This window comes from Paraburkholderia sediminicola, from assembly GCF_046026855.1.
Lineage (GTDB): Bacteria > Pseudomonadota > Gammaproteobacteria > Burkholderiales > Burkholderiaceae > Paraburkholderia > Paraburkholderia sediminicola_A.
In genome coordinates this window covers 14,340-30,750 of record NZ_JAQQET010000046.1, presented here as the reverse complement: position 1 = coordinate 30,750, position 16,411 = coordinate 14,340, and the positions used below count along the sequence as shown (strand labels likewise).

Below are 16,411 nucleotides of genomic sequence, written 5' to 3'. Positions count from 1 at the left end.
CAATACTCCATGATTCGTTTGGCCGGCATGTCATGCATGCGCCATTTAACCTAAGACTTGCAATGCTTCCAGCAGGTCGGCCACGTTAACAAACTCGCGATCGACCGCGGGTAATTCAGGGCGCCGCAGCATGACGACCGGCAAACCACGTTCGCGCGCGACTTGGAGTTTCGCTTCCGTGGCGCTACCGCCGCTGTTCTTGCTGACGACGGCATCGAACGCTTCCGCGCTGAACAGCGCTCGCTCGCCTTCGAGCGTAAACGGGCCGCGTTCCGCCAGAATCCGTGCACGTGGATTGGCCTCGTTTGCGTCAAGGCAACGTACTGTCCAGAACTGCTGCGGCGGGATTTCGTCGAGATGCGCGAGCGGTTCGCGACCGAGCGTGAACAGTGGCCGTTTGAACGAAGCGAGTGCGGCTGTCAGTTCGGCCCAATCGTCGACCATGCGCCAGTCGTCGCCGGTTTGCGGCTGCCATCCCTCGCGATGCAGTGCCCAGCACGGCACGTGCGCGGCGCTACTCGCTCTCGCGGCGTTTGCGCTGATCTGCGCGGCGTACGGATGCGTCGCGTCGATCACGAGGCCAATGCGTTCGTCTTCGATATAGCGCGCCATGCCTTCGCTGCCGCCGAAGCCGCCCACCCGCACCCCGCACGACAGATCGTCCGGCACCTTGCCGAGGCCCGCGAGACTGTACACGTGCCCAGGGCCGAGCTGTCTTGCGATCCGCAAAGCGTCGCCGGTGCCGCCAAGCAGAAGAATCCGCGTCATTGCGCGGCTCCGATCAGATTGCCCTGGCGGTCGATGGCGAACATTTCGACGGCGACCTGCGGCGGCACGATATCGCGCGCTACGGCGAGCGCGTGACGGCAGACGATATCGCCGAGCGGCACGTTTTGCGCGTGCGCCAATGCGACGGCCTGCTGGCTCGTGTTGGCCGCGAGGATCGCCGCCTGCAAGGCATCATCCGCGCCATGTTCAGAGGCCCATGTTGCAAGCCGTTCCAGATCGATGCTCGAATTCCGGCTATGCAGATCGAGGTGCCCGGCGGCCAGCTTGCTGAGCTTGCCGAAGCCGCCGCACACACTCAGGCGCTCGACCGGCGCGCGCTTCATATGCTTGAGCACCGCACCGACGAAGTCGCCCATTTCGATCAGTGCGATATCCGGCAGACCGTAGTGCGCGCGCATTGCGTCCTCGCTTGCGTTGCCGGTACAGGCCGCGAGATGCACGTAACCGTTGGCACGCGCGACGTCGATACCCTGATGAATCGATGCAATATAGGCCGAGCACGAGAACGGCCGCACGATGCCGGTGGTGCCGAGAATCGACAGACCGCCGAGAATGCCGAGCCGCGGGTTCATCGTTTTCAGTGCGAGTTCCGCGCCGCCTTCGACGCCGATCGTCACGTCGAAACCGCCGGTGTATCCATGTTCGGCCGCGAGATCGCTCAGATGCTCGGTCATCATCTTGCGCGGCACGGGATTGATCGCCGGTTCGCCGACCGGCAGCGTGAGGCCGGCGCGCGTCACCGTGCCAACGCCAGGCCCTGCCCGGAATATGACGCCCGGTTCGGCCCGCAGCCGCACACGGGCGAATACGATCGCGCCGTGCGTGACGTCCGGGTCGTCGCCTGCATCCTTGATGGTGCCCGCTTCCGCGCCATCATCGGTCTGGCGGCAGAACACCAGTGGCATCGGCACATGCTGGCCCTTCGGCAACACGATCTCCGCGACCTCGCTGACGATACCCGCGAGCAACAGGCGCGCGGCCGCCAGCGACGTCGCGGTGGCGCAACTGCCGGTCGTGTAGCCGCTACGCAGCGGCGCGGATTGTTCGGGCGTTTCTTCGCGCATTACGTTTGGCGTGAGTCGATGGACGTGCTGTTAGTGCCATTAACCGGCTTGGTGACATCCAGCAACGTGATCGGCAACGCCTGGCGCCACGTATCGAAGCCGCCGAGCGGTTGTGCGTCGGCAAGCGCGATGCGGGTCAGCGTGCCGCCATGGTGCTCACGCCACGCCGCCAGCGCCGCCTCGCCTTGCAAAGTGACGGCATTGGCGACCAGTCGCCCGCCATCGCGCAGACGCGCCCAGCAGGCGTCGAGCACGCCCGGCACCGTCACGCCGCCGCCGATGAACACGGCATCCGGCACAGCCAGTCCTTCCAGCGCATCGGGCGCGCGACCGGCCACCAGTTGCAAACCCGGCACGCCCAACGCATCGCGATTGTGTTCGATGAACCGCTGCCGTTCCGCGTGCCCTTCGATTGCGATCGCGCGGCAAGTCGGGTGCGCGCGCATCCATTCGATGCCGATCGAGCCGCTGCCCGCGCCCACATCCCATAGCAATTCACCGGGTGTCGGCGCGAGGCGCGCCAGCGTGATCGCGCGGACGTCGCGTTTGGTCAACTGACCGTCGTGGCGAAAGGCGTCGTCGGGCAAGCCTGAGGTCAGCGGCAAACGCGGGGCGCCTTCCGTTGCACGGCATTCGAGCGCAATCAGGTTCAGCGCCGCCACTTCCTGTGCCGACCATTGGTCCGCGCGTCCGTCGATGCGCCGTTCCAGATCACCGCCCAAATGCTCCAGCACGGTCATCCGGGTCGCGCCGAAACCACGCGCATTCAGCAATTCGGCCAGTGCTGCGGGTGTACGCCCATCGGCGCTCAGCACGAAAACGCGCGCGCCGTCGTGCAAACGAGCATTCAGTGTCGGCAATGGCCGTCCCACCAGCGAAACCGTCGCGACATCCTGCAATGGCCAGCCCAGCCGCGCGGCCGCCAGCGACAACGATGAAGGCGCGGGCAGCACCCGCAACTCACCTGGCGGCAACTGCCGCGCCAGCGTCGCGCCGACGCCGAACAGCATCGGATCGCCGCTCGCCAGCACACACACGGACTTTGTACGCTCCGCCAGCAACGGCGCGAGATCGAACGGCCGCGGCCATGTCTCACGCCGCGCGGCGAGGCGCGCGGGCAGCATCGCCAGATGCCGTTCGCCGCCGTAGACCACCGACGCTTCCAGCAAAGCACGCCGCGCGGGCCTCCCCAAGCCGGCGAAGCCGTCATCGCCTATGCCCACTACGGTCAGCCATGCCGGCATGAATCCATCCTCAATCTGTATCTTCAAATATTGCGCTGTGCCACGCCGATCAAAGCGTCCAGCCTCGTTGTGCTGTTCGAAAAAAGGCATAATACAGCCGCCGGTGCCCTTCGGGGCCGAAGAGGGAACACAGTGCCACTGTGGCTGCCCCCGCAACTGTATGCAGCGAGTCCGCCTGCGCTCCGCGCCACTGGTTCGACCGGGAAGGCAGCGGCGGACCACGACCTGCCAGCCAGGAGACCTGCCGGCGAGACTGTTCGTGCCAGCCTACATCGGGCGGGGTGTACCGATGCCGCAGCAATACCGCCTTGCGGCTTGCTCGGGCCGTCGCGCGACGCTAAACCCGGTGTCCGTCTTGAATCAAGCTTCGCCCTCCACTGCTTCGTCCGACGCGGCCCAGACGCTGCGGCCCTCGGCATGTCCGGGGCTGCTGCGCATCGTCGCCGCTCGCGATGGTGGGATTTGCCGGATCAAATTGCCCGGCGGCGAGCTGAGCGCGGCGCAAGCCGTGGTGATTGCCGACGTAAGTGAGCAGCATGCGGCCGGCGTGGTCGAGTTGACCAATCGCGCGAATCTGCAGGTGCGTGGCGTGCGAAGCGGGCATGAAGCGACGTTGATCGCGGCGCTAGTCGATGCGGGGTTAGGTCCGATTGGGGCGGCCGGCGCGGTGGATGCTTCCCGCTTGCTGCTCGCGACCTCAGCGGATGCTTCAGACACATCTCGATTCGGCGCTGCGGACGACGTGCGCAATGTGATGGTGAGCCCGACTGCCGGGCGCGATCCATTTGCGCTGTTCGACACGCGGCCGCTTAGCCTCGAACTGCTCACCTTGCTGCAAACCGAAGCGCGTTTTGCGGCGCTATCGCCCAAATTCGCGCTACTGCTCGATGGCGGTGAGCGCCTTGCGCGGCTCGATCATCCGCATGATGTCTGGCTGGCGGCGACGCAGGCGGAAGACGGCGTGCGGTTTGCTGTTGGTTTGGGGGGGTGTCCGCCGGTGGTGGCGAACGTGAACATTGCCGTTGAAGCCGATGCGGCCACGGATACATTCCAGCATGCCGGATACGCTAACTCGCGTGACGCCACGGAACGCCCCCGCACGGATAGCACAGGCGCCCTCGCCGCCGTGCTCCCTGCGCAAGTCACCGGTCTTGTTCGTGCACTGCTGCACACGTTCCTCGATCTGGCCGCCGCCGATGCCACGCGCATGCGTCATCTGCTTGCCACGCATTCTGCCGATGCGCTATTGCAGCACGCTCAAGCGTATGTCGATTTCCCGCTATCACGCGACACATCGCTCGCAAACTGGCAACGCGGCACGCCTGCCGATGCCACGCTACGACTCGGCGCGCACGCGCAGCGCGTGGTGGGGAAGCAGCACGTAGGCGGCCAACCGCCGCTTGGACGACTCGACGCCATCACCTTGCGCGGCCTCGCCACGCTCTCGCAACAGCAAGGCAACGGCACGCTGCGCATGACGCCCTGGCAAAGCGTGTTGCTGCCCGATATCGCTGCAAATGCTGCACCCGGCGTGCTCGCTGAAATGAACGTGCTTGGTCTCGCCTGCGATCCCACGCAGCCTATTACGCACCTGATCGCCTGCGCCGGTTCCACGGGCTGCGCAAAAAGCCTCGCCGATACCAAAGCCGATGCACTGCTTCTAGCGGATCGCTTGCCCGGGGGCGTCGACGTCCATCTGAGCGGCTGTCCGCGCTCATGCGCCGCCGCGCATTGCGCGCCGTACACGCTGCTGGCCGTGGCGCCCGGAATCTACGACCTTTACCGGCGCGACGGCCAGCCGGATTTCGGCTCGTGCGTCGCGCACCAACTCACGATCGAACAGGCCGCCGACATGCTCGACCCATTGGCACACCTGGCCCGGAGCCCTTTAGATGCTTGATTACATTCGCGACGGTCAGGAGATCTATCGCCAATCCTTCGCGACGATACGTGCGGAGGCCGATCTCTCGCGCATCCCCGCCGACCTCGAAAAGCTCGCGGTGCGCGTGATCCACGCGTGCGGGATGGTCGACGTCATTAAAGATCTCCAGTTTTCTACAGGCGCAGGCGTCGCGGGCCGCACGGCGCTGGCACAAGGCGCGCCGATTCTGTGCGACGCCGGCATGGTGGCGCAAGGCATCACGCGCGCGCGACTGCCCGCGAACAACGAAGTAATCTGCACGCTCACGCACGAGGACGTGCCCGGATTGGCGCGCGAACTCCGCAATACACGCTCGGCCGCCGCGCTCGAATTGTGGCGGCCGCATCTGGCCGGCAGTGTCGTCGTGATCGGCAACGCGCCGACCGCGCTCTTTCATCTGCTCGACATGCTCGATGCCGGTGCGCCGAAGCCCGCGTTGATCCTCGGTTTTCCGGTGGGTTTTGTCGGCGCGGCCGAATCGAAAGCGATGCTTGCCGAAGACAGCCGCGGCGTGCCCTATGTCGTGGTTCACGGCAGACGTGGCGGCAGCGCGATGGCCGCCGCCGCGGTGAATGCGCTGGCGACGGAGGTCGAATAAATGACAGTGCAAGGACGTTTATTCGGACTCGGCGTCGGCCCCGGCGACCCGGAACTCATCACGCTGAAAGCGCTGCGTTTGCTGAAAGCGGCACCCGTGGTTGCGTATTTCGTCGCGAAGGGTAAGAAAGGCAACGCCTTCAGCATCATCGAGGCGCATTTGCATGACGCCCAGCAGCATCTGCCGCTGGTCTATCCCGTCACCACCGAAGCGCTCGAGCCTCCGCTTTCGTATGAAGCGATCATCGCCGACTTCTACGACACCGCAGCGCAGATCGTCGCCGGCCACCTCGATGCAGGTCGCGACGTCGCGGTAATTTGCGAAGGCGATCCGTTTTTCTATGGCTCGTACATGTATTTGCATGACCGCCTCGCGGCGCGCTTCGAAGCCGAAGTCGTGCCCGGTGTGTGCTCGATGCTCGGCGGTGCAGCGGTGCTCGGTTCGCCGCTGGTGTATCGCAATCAGAGTTTGTCGGTGCTTTCCGGCGTGTTGCCCGAAGACGAATTGCGCCGTCGCCTCGCCGATGCGGACGCTGCCGTCATCATGAAACTCGGCCGCAATTTCGATAAGGTGCGACGCGTGCTCGGCGAGCTGGGGCTCGCGCATCGTGCGCTTTACGTCGAGCGCGCGACGATGGGCAATCAGCGCATCGTGCCACTCGCCGAAGTCGATCCGATGGCGTCGCCGTATTTTTCGCTGCTCGTCGTGCCGGGGGAAAAATGGCAAGCGTGACGCCACCCGCGATTGTGATTCTCGGTTCGGGCGCGCTGGCGACTGCGCGGCACATCCAGGCGTTGTATGCGGGTTGTCAGGTGCACGCCTTGCAGGGGCGAGTCGAGGCTGATGTTTCTTATACGGAGCTCGGCGCTCATTTGCGTGATCTATATGCGCGAGGCACGCCGATTGTCGCGTTGTGCGCCGCCGGGATCGTAATTCGTTGCGTAGCGCCGTTGTTATCGAACAAGGGCGCCGAGCCGCCCGTGCTGGCCGTTGCAGAAGATGGCAGCGCGGTCGTGCCGTTGCTGGGCGGACTTGCAGGCGTCAACGTGATGGCGCGTGAGATTGCGGCCGCGTTGGCGGTGTCGCCTGCGATTACGACGAGTGGCGAACTTCGCTTCGGCACGTGTGTGCTCAATCCGCCCGAGGGCTATGCGCTCGCCGATATCGCGCAAGGGAAACGCTTTGTTTCGGATCTGCTGGCGGGCGAAAGCGCGCGGATCGAGGGTGAAGCGCCGTGGCTGGAGGATGCGCAACTGCCGCGCTCTGAATCGGCACGTTTGGCAATTCGCGTGACACCGCGTGCGTGGGATGGGCGTGATGATGCGTTGGTGATACATCCGCGGAGTGTGGTGGCGGCGGTGATAGGTGCTGGCGCGTATTCCGCTACGAACGCGGACCCCGGTGCCAATTCCAGTTCAGATGCGCAGACGGGTTCCGGCGCACGAATCACTGCGCTCGTGCGCGAGGCCTTGGACACCCATGGTCTCGCGGCGCTTTCGCTCGCCGCATTGCTGGCTTCTTCTGAACACATGGCGGACCCGGCGCTCGCCGATGCCGCTGCGAGCCTGAACGTGCCGCTGCGTTTTATCCAGCCGCGCCCGGAAGACGGCGCACCGCCCAGCAATTTGCTGCATGCAGCCTTGCGCGTCCCTTATCAAACGCTGCATGACGACGCGGACGCAGGCATTGCTCTCGCGTTAGCCGCGTTGGCAATCGACCCGGCCACGATTGGCCGCGCACGCGGCCGCCTGACGGTAATCGGCCTTGGCCCCGGCAGTGCCGACCTGATGGTACCCGCCGCCCGGACAGCGCTGAACGAAGCCACCGATATCCTCGGCTACGAAACCTACGTGAAAATGGCCGGCCCCTTGCGCGCCGATCAACGCGTACACGGCACGGACAATCGCGAAGAGATGCAGCGCGCGCGTCATGCGTTCGACCTCGCCAGCGCAGGACGGTCAGTAGTGATGGTGTCGTCGGGCGACCCCGGCGTGTTCGCGATGGCGGCGGCAGTGCTTGAGGCGCTGGAAGAAGGAGGTTCGACGAACGCTGACTGGCGCACGGTCCAACTCGCTATCGTGCCGGGGGTGTCGGCGGCCATGGCGACCGCGGCGCAAGCCGGTGCGCCGTTGGGTCACGACTTCTGCATGCTGTCGTTATCCGACAATCTGAAACCGTGGAGCATCATCGAAAAGCGCCTCCGGCATGCGGCCGAAGCGGATCTGGTGATGGCGTTCTACAACCCGATCTCTCGCGCACGGCCGTGGCAGTTGGATAAAGCTTTGGACATCGTGCGGGAATATCGCGCTGCGGAGACAAAGGTGGTGCTCGGACGCGACATCGGCAGGCCGGGCAGCACACTGCGCACGATCACGCTCGGCGAGCTGCGTTCAAACGATGTGGATATGCGGACAATGGTGATCGTGGGCTCGTCGACGACGCGGGCGTTTGCTAATGGCATCGATGGAGGCGAGTGGGTTTATACGCCGCGGTGGTATGAGTGAGCATTGTGCTCGCTCCGCTCATTTTTACTTGCGCCCCATCCCCCTCACCACCGCCTTCATCTGCACGCCATCCGCCCGCGCAAGGTCCTCAAGAATCGTAAAGTGATTGCACCCGGCGAGCGGCACAAACTCCGCCTGCTCACCCGCCTCCCGGCACGCCGCCGCGTATTCCTCCGAATGACGAACCAGTTCCGGCAACTCGGCCGTGCCGACGGTGACCGTCATCGGTACACCTTTACCGATATGCCGCATCGGGCTATAAGCATCGATCTCGGCCTGCGTTAGCTGCAGCTTCTCGTTGAGCCATGACATCGCAATCGGCTCCAGATCCACCAATGCACTGATCGGCATGGCGTGCACGACCGACTCATGCGCGCGATAAACGGCACTCAACTGCCCACCCGCGGAATGCCCCGCAAGGCAAACGGGACTGCGCGTTCCGAGTCCATCACGATCGGCCGCCAGCGCCGCCAGCAGCGCATCGATTTCACCGACGATCTGCGTCATCGACGCCTGCGGTGCCAACGTGTACTCAGCGAGCACAACGTTGAAGCCGCACCCTAACGGCCCACTGGCGACGAACGCGAAATCCTCCTTGCTGCGCGCCTGCCAGTAGCCGCCGTGTATGAACACGAAAATTGGTGCGTCAGGCTTCCCGCACGGAAACCAGTCGAAACGTTGCCGGGGCCGCGGGCCGTATGCCACATCACGCCGGCACGGCGCCGCGGCATACAACGCCGCGCTGCGCGTCTGAAAGCCGAGCATGCGCTCGGCGACATCGGCTACCGCCGCCACGTTGTCATAGGCCGCACGTAGCGCCGTCGTGTCCATGCCGCGATAAAGCTGAGTCATGATATCCCCGAGTCATTCACCGAAATCAAAGCGTCACAAGCGCGCTAAGCCGTCACCTTCAAATCTTCAATCGCCCGCTGCCGCACACCCAGATCGTCCCAAAGCTCCGGATGGCACGTGAACACCAGAATCTGATGCCGCGTAGCCGCATCGATCAGCGCGCGCTTGATCGCATCGCGCCGTGCCGCATCGGTATGCACGGCGGCATCGTCGAGCATCAGCAAGGTCGGGCGCCCCGACGCCTTCAATAGATCCGCATACGCCAGCCGCGTCAGGATACCAAGCTGCTCCCGCGTACCGAAGCTCAACGCATCGAGCGTATCCGCACGACCATAACGATCCAACGTCGCGGGACTCAGATCGTCGCCGAGCGCAATCGTTGACTGCGGGAAAATCCGCTTCAGATAGTGCCCTAGCCGCTCAGTCAACGGCGCACGCAGTTGCGCGACGGCCGCATCGCGTTCATTGACAAGCACTTCGTCGAGCAGACTCAACGCGCTCGCCCGCAAGCTGAGTTCGTCCTTGCGACGCGTGGCCTGTTCGACTGACGCCTTCACCGCCGCAAGACGTTCCCCGAGCCCGGACGCGCCCACTGTCTCCAGTTGGCTGCGCAATTGCGCGATCCGTAGTTGCCGTTCGTGCTGCTCGTTGCGCGCGAGCTCCGCCGACGCGCGATAGCGTTTCGCTTCAGCCACCGGATCGTCGAGACGCGCAGCCCCCAGTTCGCGCTCCCTTCCTTCGCGCTGCTTCTTCAGCGCCTCGACCTGCACACGCTGTTCGACGATTTTCGTTTGCCACTGCGCACGGTTGCGGCCAAACGTTTCGTCGGCCAGTTGCGCTTCCTTGCGTTGCAACTGGGCAATGAGCGATTCTGTGGTCGCCATAGCGGTGGATTTTTTTTCCGCCGCCTGCGCCAGTACTTTTCTGGCGGCTTCAAGCGCGTCACGCGCAATCTCGGCATTGCGGCGAGCCTCATCGAGCGGTCGCGCGGCGGACACATCCGGCAAGATCGCCAGCCGCGCATTCGACGCTTGCAAGCGTGCAGCGGCCGAAGCCAGCGCAGCACGCAGCGCGTCGATACCCTGCGGTGCGTGCACCTCAAGAATCTTCGCCTGGCTTTTCTGTTGCGCAACAAGTGCTTTCCACTGCTCGTGCCGGCCCTCTGCCTCGCTCAGCGACGCCACGCCCAGCGCCTGCAACAACTGCGCATGCCGGCCTTCCAGCGACGCAAGCTCAGACAACTGCGCAGACAGATCGGAAACACCCGGAATCACACGCAGTTCGCCAAGCTCGCCAAGACCGATCCGCTTCTCCTCGTCGAGCCGCAGCACGCCCTCGCCGCTTACCTTCGTATCTCCGACGGTGATCGCGCCATTCAACCGGTATTCGATACGGGTCATCGCGGCTTCGGTGCGCGCGCGCAGTACGGTTAGATCGGCATCGAGCGATTGGAGCCGCTTCAATTGCGCCCCGTCGATTTCGACCGCCGCTGCTGCACGCGTCGCTTCCAGCACGGCCTCGTTGGCGTTGCCGGCGGCGGCAATAACCGCTTCAAGCCGCTCGCTCTCGGTGCTGTGCAGGGCACTCTGGCTGCGCAAATCGCCTGCAGTCACCGCAGCGTTCGCCAGTTCGTGCGCACGGCTCGCATCGGCGTACGCCTGCTCGAATTGCGCCACGCTCGCCTGAGCCTGCGCATGTTCGTTCTGAACCGCCGACACGTTGGCTCGAGCGGCGTCGAGTTGCTGCCGCTCGCGTGCAACGGCCGCCTCCAGTTCGTTCGCAGCCTGTTCCTGCTGCAAGGACAGCGCCAGTTCGGCCTCGCTCAATTGCAACGACTGCGAGAGCCCCTGGAGACTGCGCTCGAGTTCCGCCGCGGCATCGGCGCGCTGTTGTGCCTGCACCGCCTTCTGCTCATGAAGCTCCCAGGGGCGCTTGTGTTGCGCGTCGTCGAAGGCTTCCTGCTGACTGGCGAGTCGCACGATGTTCTCGTCGAATTGCTGGCGCTGCTGTTCGAGATCGTCGCGTTGTTCGATGAGCGCCGCCAACGCCTGTTCAGCCTCGGCCAGCGGTCCGGTGGATTTCTGCGTGCGCGCCGTGAGCAGTTGCCGGAGCTCGCGCTGCACCGCGGCGATCAGCGCATCCTCACCGGCGGATTCATTGCCGCCCGAGAGTTGCGAAAGCGCATCACGCAGATACTGCACCGCGTGCCCGGTGGAATCGCGCACCTCCTGCGTGCCGCCTTGTTGCACCCACAACAAACCGGGGACGCCGGCGTTTTCCGCCTTCAGCGGCCCACGCGCGGCACGCGAAAATCCGAGCAAGGCGGCGAGCTTGTCTTCCGCTTCGTCCTCGCCGAACACCGCCTGACCGATCTTCAGTTCGCAGCGCTGCCGCGTGACGAACTGCTTTGAGAGCCTGCACGCTGTGCCGTCCATATCGAACGTCACTTCAACCGATGGCTGCCCGCTCGCCTTGCCCCACGGCAACAAATCTTTCAGATGCGAAGCCTTATAGCGTTCGAGGAACACCGCTCGCACAGCTTCGGCGATCGTGCTCTTGCCAGCCTCGTTCGGGCCGGTGAAGAGATTGAGTCCCGGTTGCAGATCGTCAATCACGAGCCGTCCGGTGAACTGCTTGAACTCCTGAATCGCGATACTTTCCAGCTTCATGCGGACCTCGCTTCGCGCGGCAGTTCACGTTGAAAACGCGCCAGAAGCAATAACGCCTCGGCCGCGCGCCTGACCTGCTGCGGGTCGGACTGCGGGTCCTCCTGCAGGCCGCGCAATCGCGCCACCACCTTCGCCAGGTAGCCGCTCTGCGCGCCGAGATCCGCGAGGTCGTCGGCGGTGGGCAACACCTGCAGGCCGCTCAGATCGACACGTAGCGCACGCACCCGCGCGCGGGTCTCTTCCACCGCGACGTGAATTGCTTCGGCCTCGGCCAGCGCGGTCGTGCCGCTTACGGTGACCCGCAGCACATCGTGGCTGCCTAACGCGCCGAGGCGCATCTTGAGGGAATCCACATCGGTCGGCACCGAGATGGTCTCTTCCCAGCGATGCCATTGATATTTACCGACCCGCACCGCTTCAACTGCCGGCACGGCGCCTGGCCCGGTCAGCGTGACGTCGAGCATGAAGCCTGGATCGTTGGCACGGAAGCGGTCCTGCTCATGCGTGCCGGCATACCAGGTGCGCTCGTCGACGCGCAAATGGCCATGCCAGTCACCGAGCGCGAGATAGTCCAGACGCGCACTCGCGGCACGCGTCGGGGCGATCGGGTTCGACGAGTCGATGCCCTCCTGCAGAATCCCGCTCACGCTGCCGTGCGCGAGCCCGATGCGGTGATAGCCGCCTGGCGTCTCCGTTGTGTCGAAGAAGCCCGTTGTGTCGTCGTAAGTGATGCGTTGCGTGAGCGGCGCGCAGAGCAACGCGCACTTGCAGGCGTCGAGCGTCACCACGCCGGATTCGAGTACCACCCGCACGTTCGGCGCAATGCAGTTCAGGCGCTGCGCACGGGTCCACACACTCTCGACCAGCGCGGCATCGTGATTGCCCGGCAGCATGATCCACGGTCCGGAAAACGCTTGCAGCGCGCCGAACAGGCGGCGGATCACCGTATCCGATACAGTCTGCAGATCGAATACGTCACCGGCGACCAGCACGGCGTCGACCTTGCGTGCCGCCGCTTCCTCGGCGATCCGGCGCACGGTTTCGAAGCGCGCTTCCGCGAGATGCGCCGCTTCGTCCGGTTCGAACTGGCCGAATTGCGTGCCTATCTGCCAGTCCGCGGTGTGCAGAAACCTGATCACTGTGCCTCCATTCCGTTCAATTGCATCGTCGTTCAACGCGCATTCAGCGCTCGTCCAGGCCATTCGCCCGGGCATCGCCCCGCAGTCTAACCGTAGATGTTACCGCGTCAGCGGATCAAAGAATGTCCCAAGCCGGTGCCGCACGGCCGGAACAGCAGCGCTACACTCCCGTTTCTGGACGAGCGCCCCAATCGCACCGCAACATTTCAATCGAATCGAACCCCGCTGCCCTGCTGCCGATGAACAAAGAAACCGAACTGAAACAGGCCAAGCGCACGCCGTTACTGCTGCTGGCGGCCGCCGCCTGCGTTTTCCTCGTGACCGCTTTCATGCCACGCGGCATCTGGGTGGACGGCATCAAGGCAGTGGCCGAAGCCGCGATGGTCGGCGCGCTGGCCGACTGGTTCGCCGTGGTCGCGCTGTTTCGCCGTGTGCCGCTTCCAATCGTCTCCGCGCATACCGCGATCATTCCGAAGAACAAGCACAAGATCGCCGACAACCTCGCGGTGTTCGTGCAGGACAAGTTTCTGGACGTACAGTCGCTGGTCGGCCTGATCCAGAAACACGACCCGGCGCAAAGCATCACCGGCTGGCTGACCAAACCGGCCAATACAGCGCGTCTGGGCGACTACGTGGTCAAACTGACGGGCGGCATTCTCGAATTGACCGACGACGTGCGCATCCAGGTCTTCATCAAGGACGCGTTGCGCGACGTGCTCGCCAAAGTCGATCTATCGCAATCGATGGGCGCAATTCTCGACACGCTCACCAAAGACGGCCGTCACCAGGAACTGCTCGACGCCGGCATCGAACAGGTCGTGGCACTGCTGCACGAACCGCAGGCGCGCGAGTTTATCGCTGAGCGCATCGTCGAGTGGGTGAAGAGCGAATATCCCAAGATGGAGATGATTCTGCCGTCGGCGTGGCTCGGTGAAAAAGGCGCGGACGCGATCGCCAACGCGGTGAACCGGATGCTCGAGCAGATCAGCGAGAACCCCACCCATCAGCTTCGGCAGAAATTCGACGACGCGGCGCAGAAGCTGATCGTCAAACTCAAGAGCGATCCGGCGTTCCTGCAAAAAGGCGAGGAACTGAAGCGTTATCTGGTGGAAGGCGAAGCGCTCAGCACCTATGTGAAGGACATGTGGGGCGAATTGCGCGCATGGCTCAAGCGCGATCTGCAAAACAGCGATTCGGTCCTGCATGCCAGGGTGATGGCGATGGGCCAATGGGTAGGCCGCGAACTGGCGCACGACCCCGCGCTGCGTCAGTCGCTGAACGATCACCTGGAAGAAGCGGCGCGCGCCATGGCGCCGGATTTCGCACAATTCCTCACGCGCCATATCAGCGATACCGTGAAGAACTGGGACGCACGCGAAATGTCACGGCAAATCGAGCTGAACATCGGTAAGGATTTGCAATACATCCGCATCAACGGAACGATTGTGGGCGGCTTTATCGGCTTGCTGCTTTATGCAAGCTCACAGTTGTTCGCGCTGTTGCGTTTGCACATGGGCTAGGGGATACGTCCTCCGCGAGTCAAAGCGCCTACAATCCAGGCATATGAATTGCGCAGGCGCTTTAGCTGACTGCTGCCGTTCCCTACGCGCGCCCTCAATAAAAGCGACTGCGCCACAACATCGAAAAGTGTGCTCATGAAAATATCGTTACCGCCGCACGGGACGCCGAACCGCGTGTACCCGCCCGGCACCCCCACTTTGCATGGTTTGGCTTCGATCATCACCGGCGTCGTGGTGGTGTGCGCGCTTTACTTCGGCCGCGAGGTGTTGATTCCCATCACGCTCTCCGTGCTGCTCAGCTTTCTGCTCGCCCCCCTGGTGCAGGCGTTGCGGCGGTTGCACATGGGCCAACTGCCCTCGATCTTTATCGCCGTGCTGTTCGCCCTCGCCGCCTTGCTGGCCGTCGGCGCGCTGATCGGTGCGCAACTGGTGCAACTGGCGGGCGATCTTCCGCAGTACCAGGTTGCGATCGAGCAAAAGATCGAAACGGTGCAGGAGAAAACCGTCGGCCGGGCCGATTCGCTGATGAGCCGCGCCGCTGCCACGCTCCAGCGCGTTGCACCGAGCAAGCCAAGTCCACCGCGCCTCACCGGACGCGCGGCACGCAATGCGCCCGCTGTGCCGACACCGGTCGAAGTGCACGAGCCGTCGCCCACGCCGATGCAACTCGCTCAACGCGCACTGTCGCCGGCGATCGCGCCGATTGAGACCACCTTCATCGTGCTGGTCGTCACGATCTTCATCCTGCTGCAGCGCGAGGACCTGCGCGACCGTTTGATCAGTCTTTTCGGTTCGCGCGATCTGCACCGCACCACCACTGCGCTCAACGACGCCGCCGTGCGTCTGAGCCGCTACTTTGTTGCGCAACTGGGCGTGAACCTTAGCGCGGGAGGGGTCATCGCTATCGGTCTGGCGATCATCGGCGTGCCGGGGGCGCTGCTGTTCGGCGTGATTGCTGCCTTGCTGCGCTTCGTGCCGTACATCGGCATCTGGATCGCCGCGATTCTTGCCGTGTTTCTCGCCGCCGCCATCCAACCTCAATGGACGATGGCGGTCTATACGCTGATCCTGTTTATCGTCGTCGACGTGGTGGCCGGGCAGATTGCCGAGCCGCTGCTGTACGGCCATCGCTCCGGGCTGTCGCCGCTGGCGGTGGTGGTAGCGGCGATTTTCTGGAGCTGGCTGTGGGGGCCAATCGGCCTTGTACTATCCACCCCGCTCACGCTGTGCGTTGTCACGCTGGGCCGCTACGCCGATCGTCTGAACTTCCTCACGGTGCTGCTGGGCGACCAGCCGGCACTGACGCCCGCGCAGAATTTCTATCAGCGGCTTCTGGCGAACGATCCGCACGAAGCCATCGTGCAGGCCGAGCGCCTGCTGCGCGAGATGTCGCTAATCGATTACTACGACAAAGTCGCGCTGGAGGGCCTCAAGCTCGCGCGCAACGACGCGATGCGCGGCGTGTTGATGCCCGAGCAGTTGGCACGCGTCAATGACGCGCTGGTCGATATCGTCGAAAACCTGGAAATCGCCGACGGACTGCCGGACCGCCTGTCGCGCACGGATCCGGCCGACTCCGCCGACGCGCACCTGGCTTCGGCGTCCGCCGATCTTTCGGAGCGGCACGACAACCCCATTTCGGCCCGCCCACCGTTGCGCCATGAAACCGAAAAGACCTCGGTGCTGTGTGTGCCTGGGCGCGGCGCATTCGATGAGGTCACCGCCGCGATCGCCGTGCAATTGCTTGGGCGCCAGGGGCTTGCGCCGATGATCGCCACACACTCGGGCTATCGTAGCGCGCATGCCGACGAACCGAGCTTCAAGGACGCGCCGATCATCTGCATCATCTCGCTCGACGCGCCGGAGTCGCCGCCGTATCTGCGCAATATGCTGCGGCGTACGCGGGAATGGCGGCCCAAGGCGACGGTCGTGGTCGGCGTCGGCGGGGCACCCGAAGGCGGTCCGGAGATGGGTGCGACCGGCGCTTCGCACGCGGCGCCGACGTTCCGGGCGATGATCGAGGAATGTCAGGTGGGTGCGAGCCTGCGGCACGCGCGCCAGTCTTCGCATGCGGCTGGAGCGGACTAGGCCGTACCCAAAATGAGGACGGC

12 protein-coding genes and 1 riboswitch are annotated in these 16,411 nt (G+C 64.2%); of the genes, 6 read left to right on the top strand and 6 right to left on the bottom strand.

Annotated elements, in window-relative coordinates:
- Positions 1-45: 45 nt before the first annotated feature.
- Genes PQR40_RS35205 through cbiE form a run of 3 tightly spaced genes read right to left on the bottom strand, consistent with a single transcriptional unit; the run spans position 46 to position 3,097 of the window.
- Complete coding sequence (locus tag PQR40_RS35205; protein ID WP_408510911.1) at positions 46-768, bottom strand: cobalt-precorrin-6A reductase; 723 nt, start codon at positions 766-768, stop codon at positions 46-48.
- Positions 765-1,853 carry a cobalt-precorrin-5B (C(1))-methyltransferase gene (locus tag PQR40_RS35200; RefSeq protein ID WP_408510910.1) on the bottom strand — a complete coding sequence of 363 codons (1,089 nt, stop codon included), beginning with the start codon at positions 1,851-1,853 and terminating at the stop codon, positions 765-767. The genes PQR40_RS35205 and PQR40_RS35200 overlap by 4 nt, the downstream gene beginning before the upstream one ends.
- Positions 1,853-3,097, bottom strand: a complete 1,245-nt coding sequence (cbiE, locus tag PQR40_RS35195) for a precorrin-6y C5,15-methyltransferase (decarboxylating) subunit CbiE (RefSeq protein WP_408510909.1) — start codon at positions 3,095-3,097, stop codon at positions 1,853-1,855. The genes PQR40_RS35200 and cbiE overlap by 1 nt, the downstream gene beginning before the upstream one ends.
- 84 nt (positions 3,098-3,181) lie before the next feature.
- Positions 3,182-3,360, top strand: a riboswitch (cobalamin riboswitch).
- 83 nt (positions 3,361-3,443) lie between these two features.
- On the opposite strand from cbiE, the gene PQR40_RS35190 reads away from it, so the two are divergent.
- The 4 genes from PQR40_RS35190 to cobJ are packed head-to-tail and all read left to right on the top strand — an operon-like array spanning position 3,444 to position 8,120.
- Positions 3,444-4,997, top strand: coding sequence for a ferredoxin-like domain-containing protein (locus PQR40_RS35190; RefSeq protein WP_408510923.1), 1,554 nt, complete (start codon positions 3,444-3,446; stop codon positions 4,995-4,997).
- On the top strand, positions 4,990-5,616 hold the full coding sequence (locus tag PQR40_RS35185; RefSeq protein WP_408336528.1) for a precorrin-8X methylmutase: 627 nt from the start codon (positions 4,990-4,992) through the stop codon (positions 5,614-5,616). The genes PQR40_RS35190 and PQR40_RS35185 overlap by 8 nt, the downstream gene beginning before the upstream one ends.
- Positions 5,617-6,348, top strand: coding sequence for a precorrin-2 C(20)-methyltransferase (locus PQR40_RS35180; RefSeq protein ID WP_325044175.1), 732 nt, complete (start codon positions 5,617-5,619; stop codon positions 6,346-6,348).
- Entirely contained in the window at positions 6,336-8,120 is a 1,785-nt protein-coding gene (gene cobJ, locus PQR40_RS35175; RefSeq protein ID WP_408510908.1) for a precorrin-3B C(17)-methyltransferase, read from the top strand. The genes PQR40_RS35180 and cobJ overlap by 13 nt, the downstream gene beginning before the upstream one ends.
- Positions 8,121-8,144: 24 nt before the next feature.
- Here the strand turns inward: cobJ and PQR40_RS35170 are convergent, their stop codons facing one another.
- Genes PQR40_RS35170 through PQR40_RS35160 form a run of 3 tightly spaced genes read right to left on the bottom strand, consistent with a single transcriptional unit; the run spans position 8,145 to position 12,780 of the window.
- Positions 8,145-8,972, bottom strand: coding sequence for an alpha/beta hydrolase (locus PQR40_RS35170; RefSeq protein ID WP_408510907.1), 828 nt, complete (start codon positions 8,970-8,972; stop codon positions 8,145-8,147).
- Between the two features lie 44 nt (positions 8,973-9,016).
- A complete protein-coding gene (locus PQR40_RS35165; RefSeq protein ID WP_408510906.1) occupies positions 9,017-11,641 on the bottom strand; it encodes an AAA family ATPase in 2,625 nt (874 codons plus the stop codon).
- Positions 11,638-12,780, bottom strand: a complete 1,143-nt coding sequence (locus PQR40_RS35160; protein ID WP_408510905.1) for a metallophosphoesterase family protein — start codon at positions 12,778-12,780, stop codon at positions 11,638-11,640. Before PQR40_RS35160 ends, PQR40_RS35165 begins: the two co-directional genes overlap by 4 nt.
- Before the next feature lie 239 nt (positions 12,781-13,019).
- Between PQR40_RS35160 and PQR40_RS35155 the strand changes: the two genes are divergently transcribed.
- Positions 13,020-14,300 carry a DUF445 domain-containing protein gene (locus PQR40_RS35155; RefSeq protein ID WP_408510922.1) on the top strand — a complete coding sequence of 427 codons (1,281 nt, stop codon included), beginning with the start codon at positions 13,020-13,022 and terminating at the stop codon, positions 14,298-14,300.
- 135 nt (positions 14,301-14,435) lie between these two features.
- On the top strand, positions 14,436-16,388 hold the full coding sequence (locus PQR40_RS35150; RefSeq protein ID WP_408510904.1) for an AI-2E family transporter: 1,953 nt from the start codon (positions 14,436-14,438) through the stop codon (positions 16,386-16,388).
- The last annotated feature ends 23 nt before the right edge of the window (positions 16,389-16,411 follow it).

Coding starts and splice junctions, on each gene's coding strand:
- PQR40_RS35170 (WP_408510907.1), bottom strand. CDS start 8,972: ATGACTCAGCTTTATCGCGGCATGGACACGACGGCGCTACGTGCGGCC.
- PQR40_RS35205 (WP_408510911.1), bottom strand. CDS start 768: ATGACGCGGATTCTTCTGCTTGGCGGCACCGGCGACGCTTTGCGGATC.
- PQR40_RS35185 (WP_408336528.1), top strand. CDS start 4,990: ATGCTTGATTACATTCGCGACGGTCAGGAGATCTATCGCCAATCCTTC.
- cbiE (WP_408510909.1), bottom strand. CDS start 3,097: ATGCCGGCATGGCTGACCGTAGTGGGCATAGGCGATGACGGCTTCGCC.
- PQR40_RS35150 (WP_408510904.1), top strand. CDS start 14,436: ATGAAAATATCGTTACCGCCGCACGGGACGCCGAACCGCGTGTACCCG.
- PQR40_RS35200 (WP_408510910.1), bottom strand. CDS start 1,853: ATGCGCGAAGAAACGCCCGAACAATCCGCGCCGCTGCGTAGCGGCTAC.
- cobJ (WP_408510908.1), top strand. CDS start 6,336: ATGGCAAGCGTGACGCCACCCGCGATTGTGATTCTCGGTTCGGGCGCG.
- PQR40_RS35155 (WP_408510922.1), top strand. CDS start 13,020: ATGAACAAAGAAACCGAACTGAAACAGGCCAAGCGCACGCCGTTACTG.
- PQR40_RS35180 (WP_325044175.1), top strand. CDS start 5,617: ATGACAGTGCAAGGACGTTTATTCGGACTCGGCGTCGGCCCCGGCGAC.
- PQR40_RS35165 (WP_408510906.1), bottom strand. CDS start 11,641: ATGAAGCTGGAAAGTATCGCGATTCAGGAGTTCAAGCAGTTCACCGGA.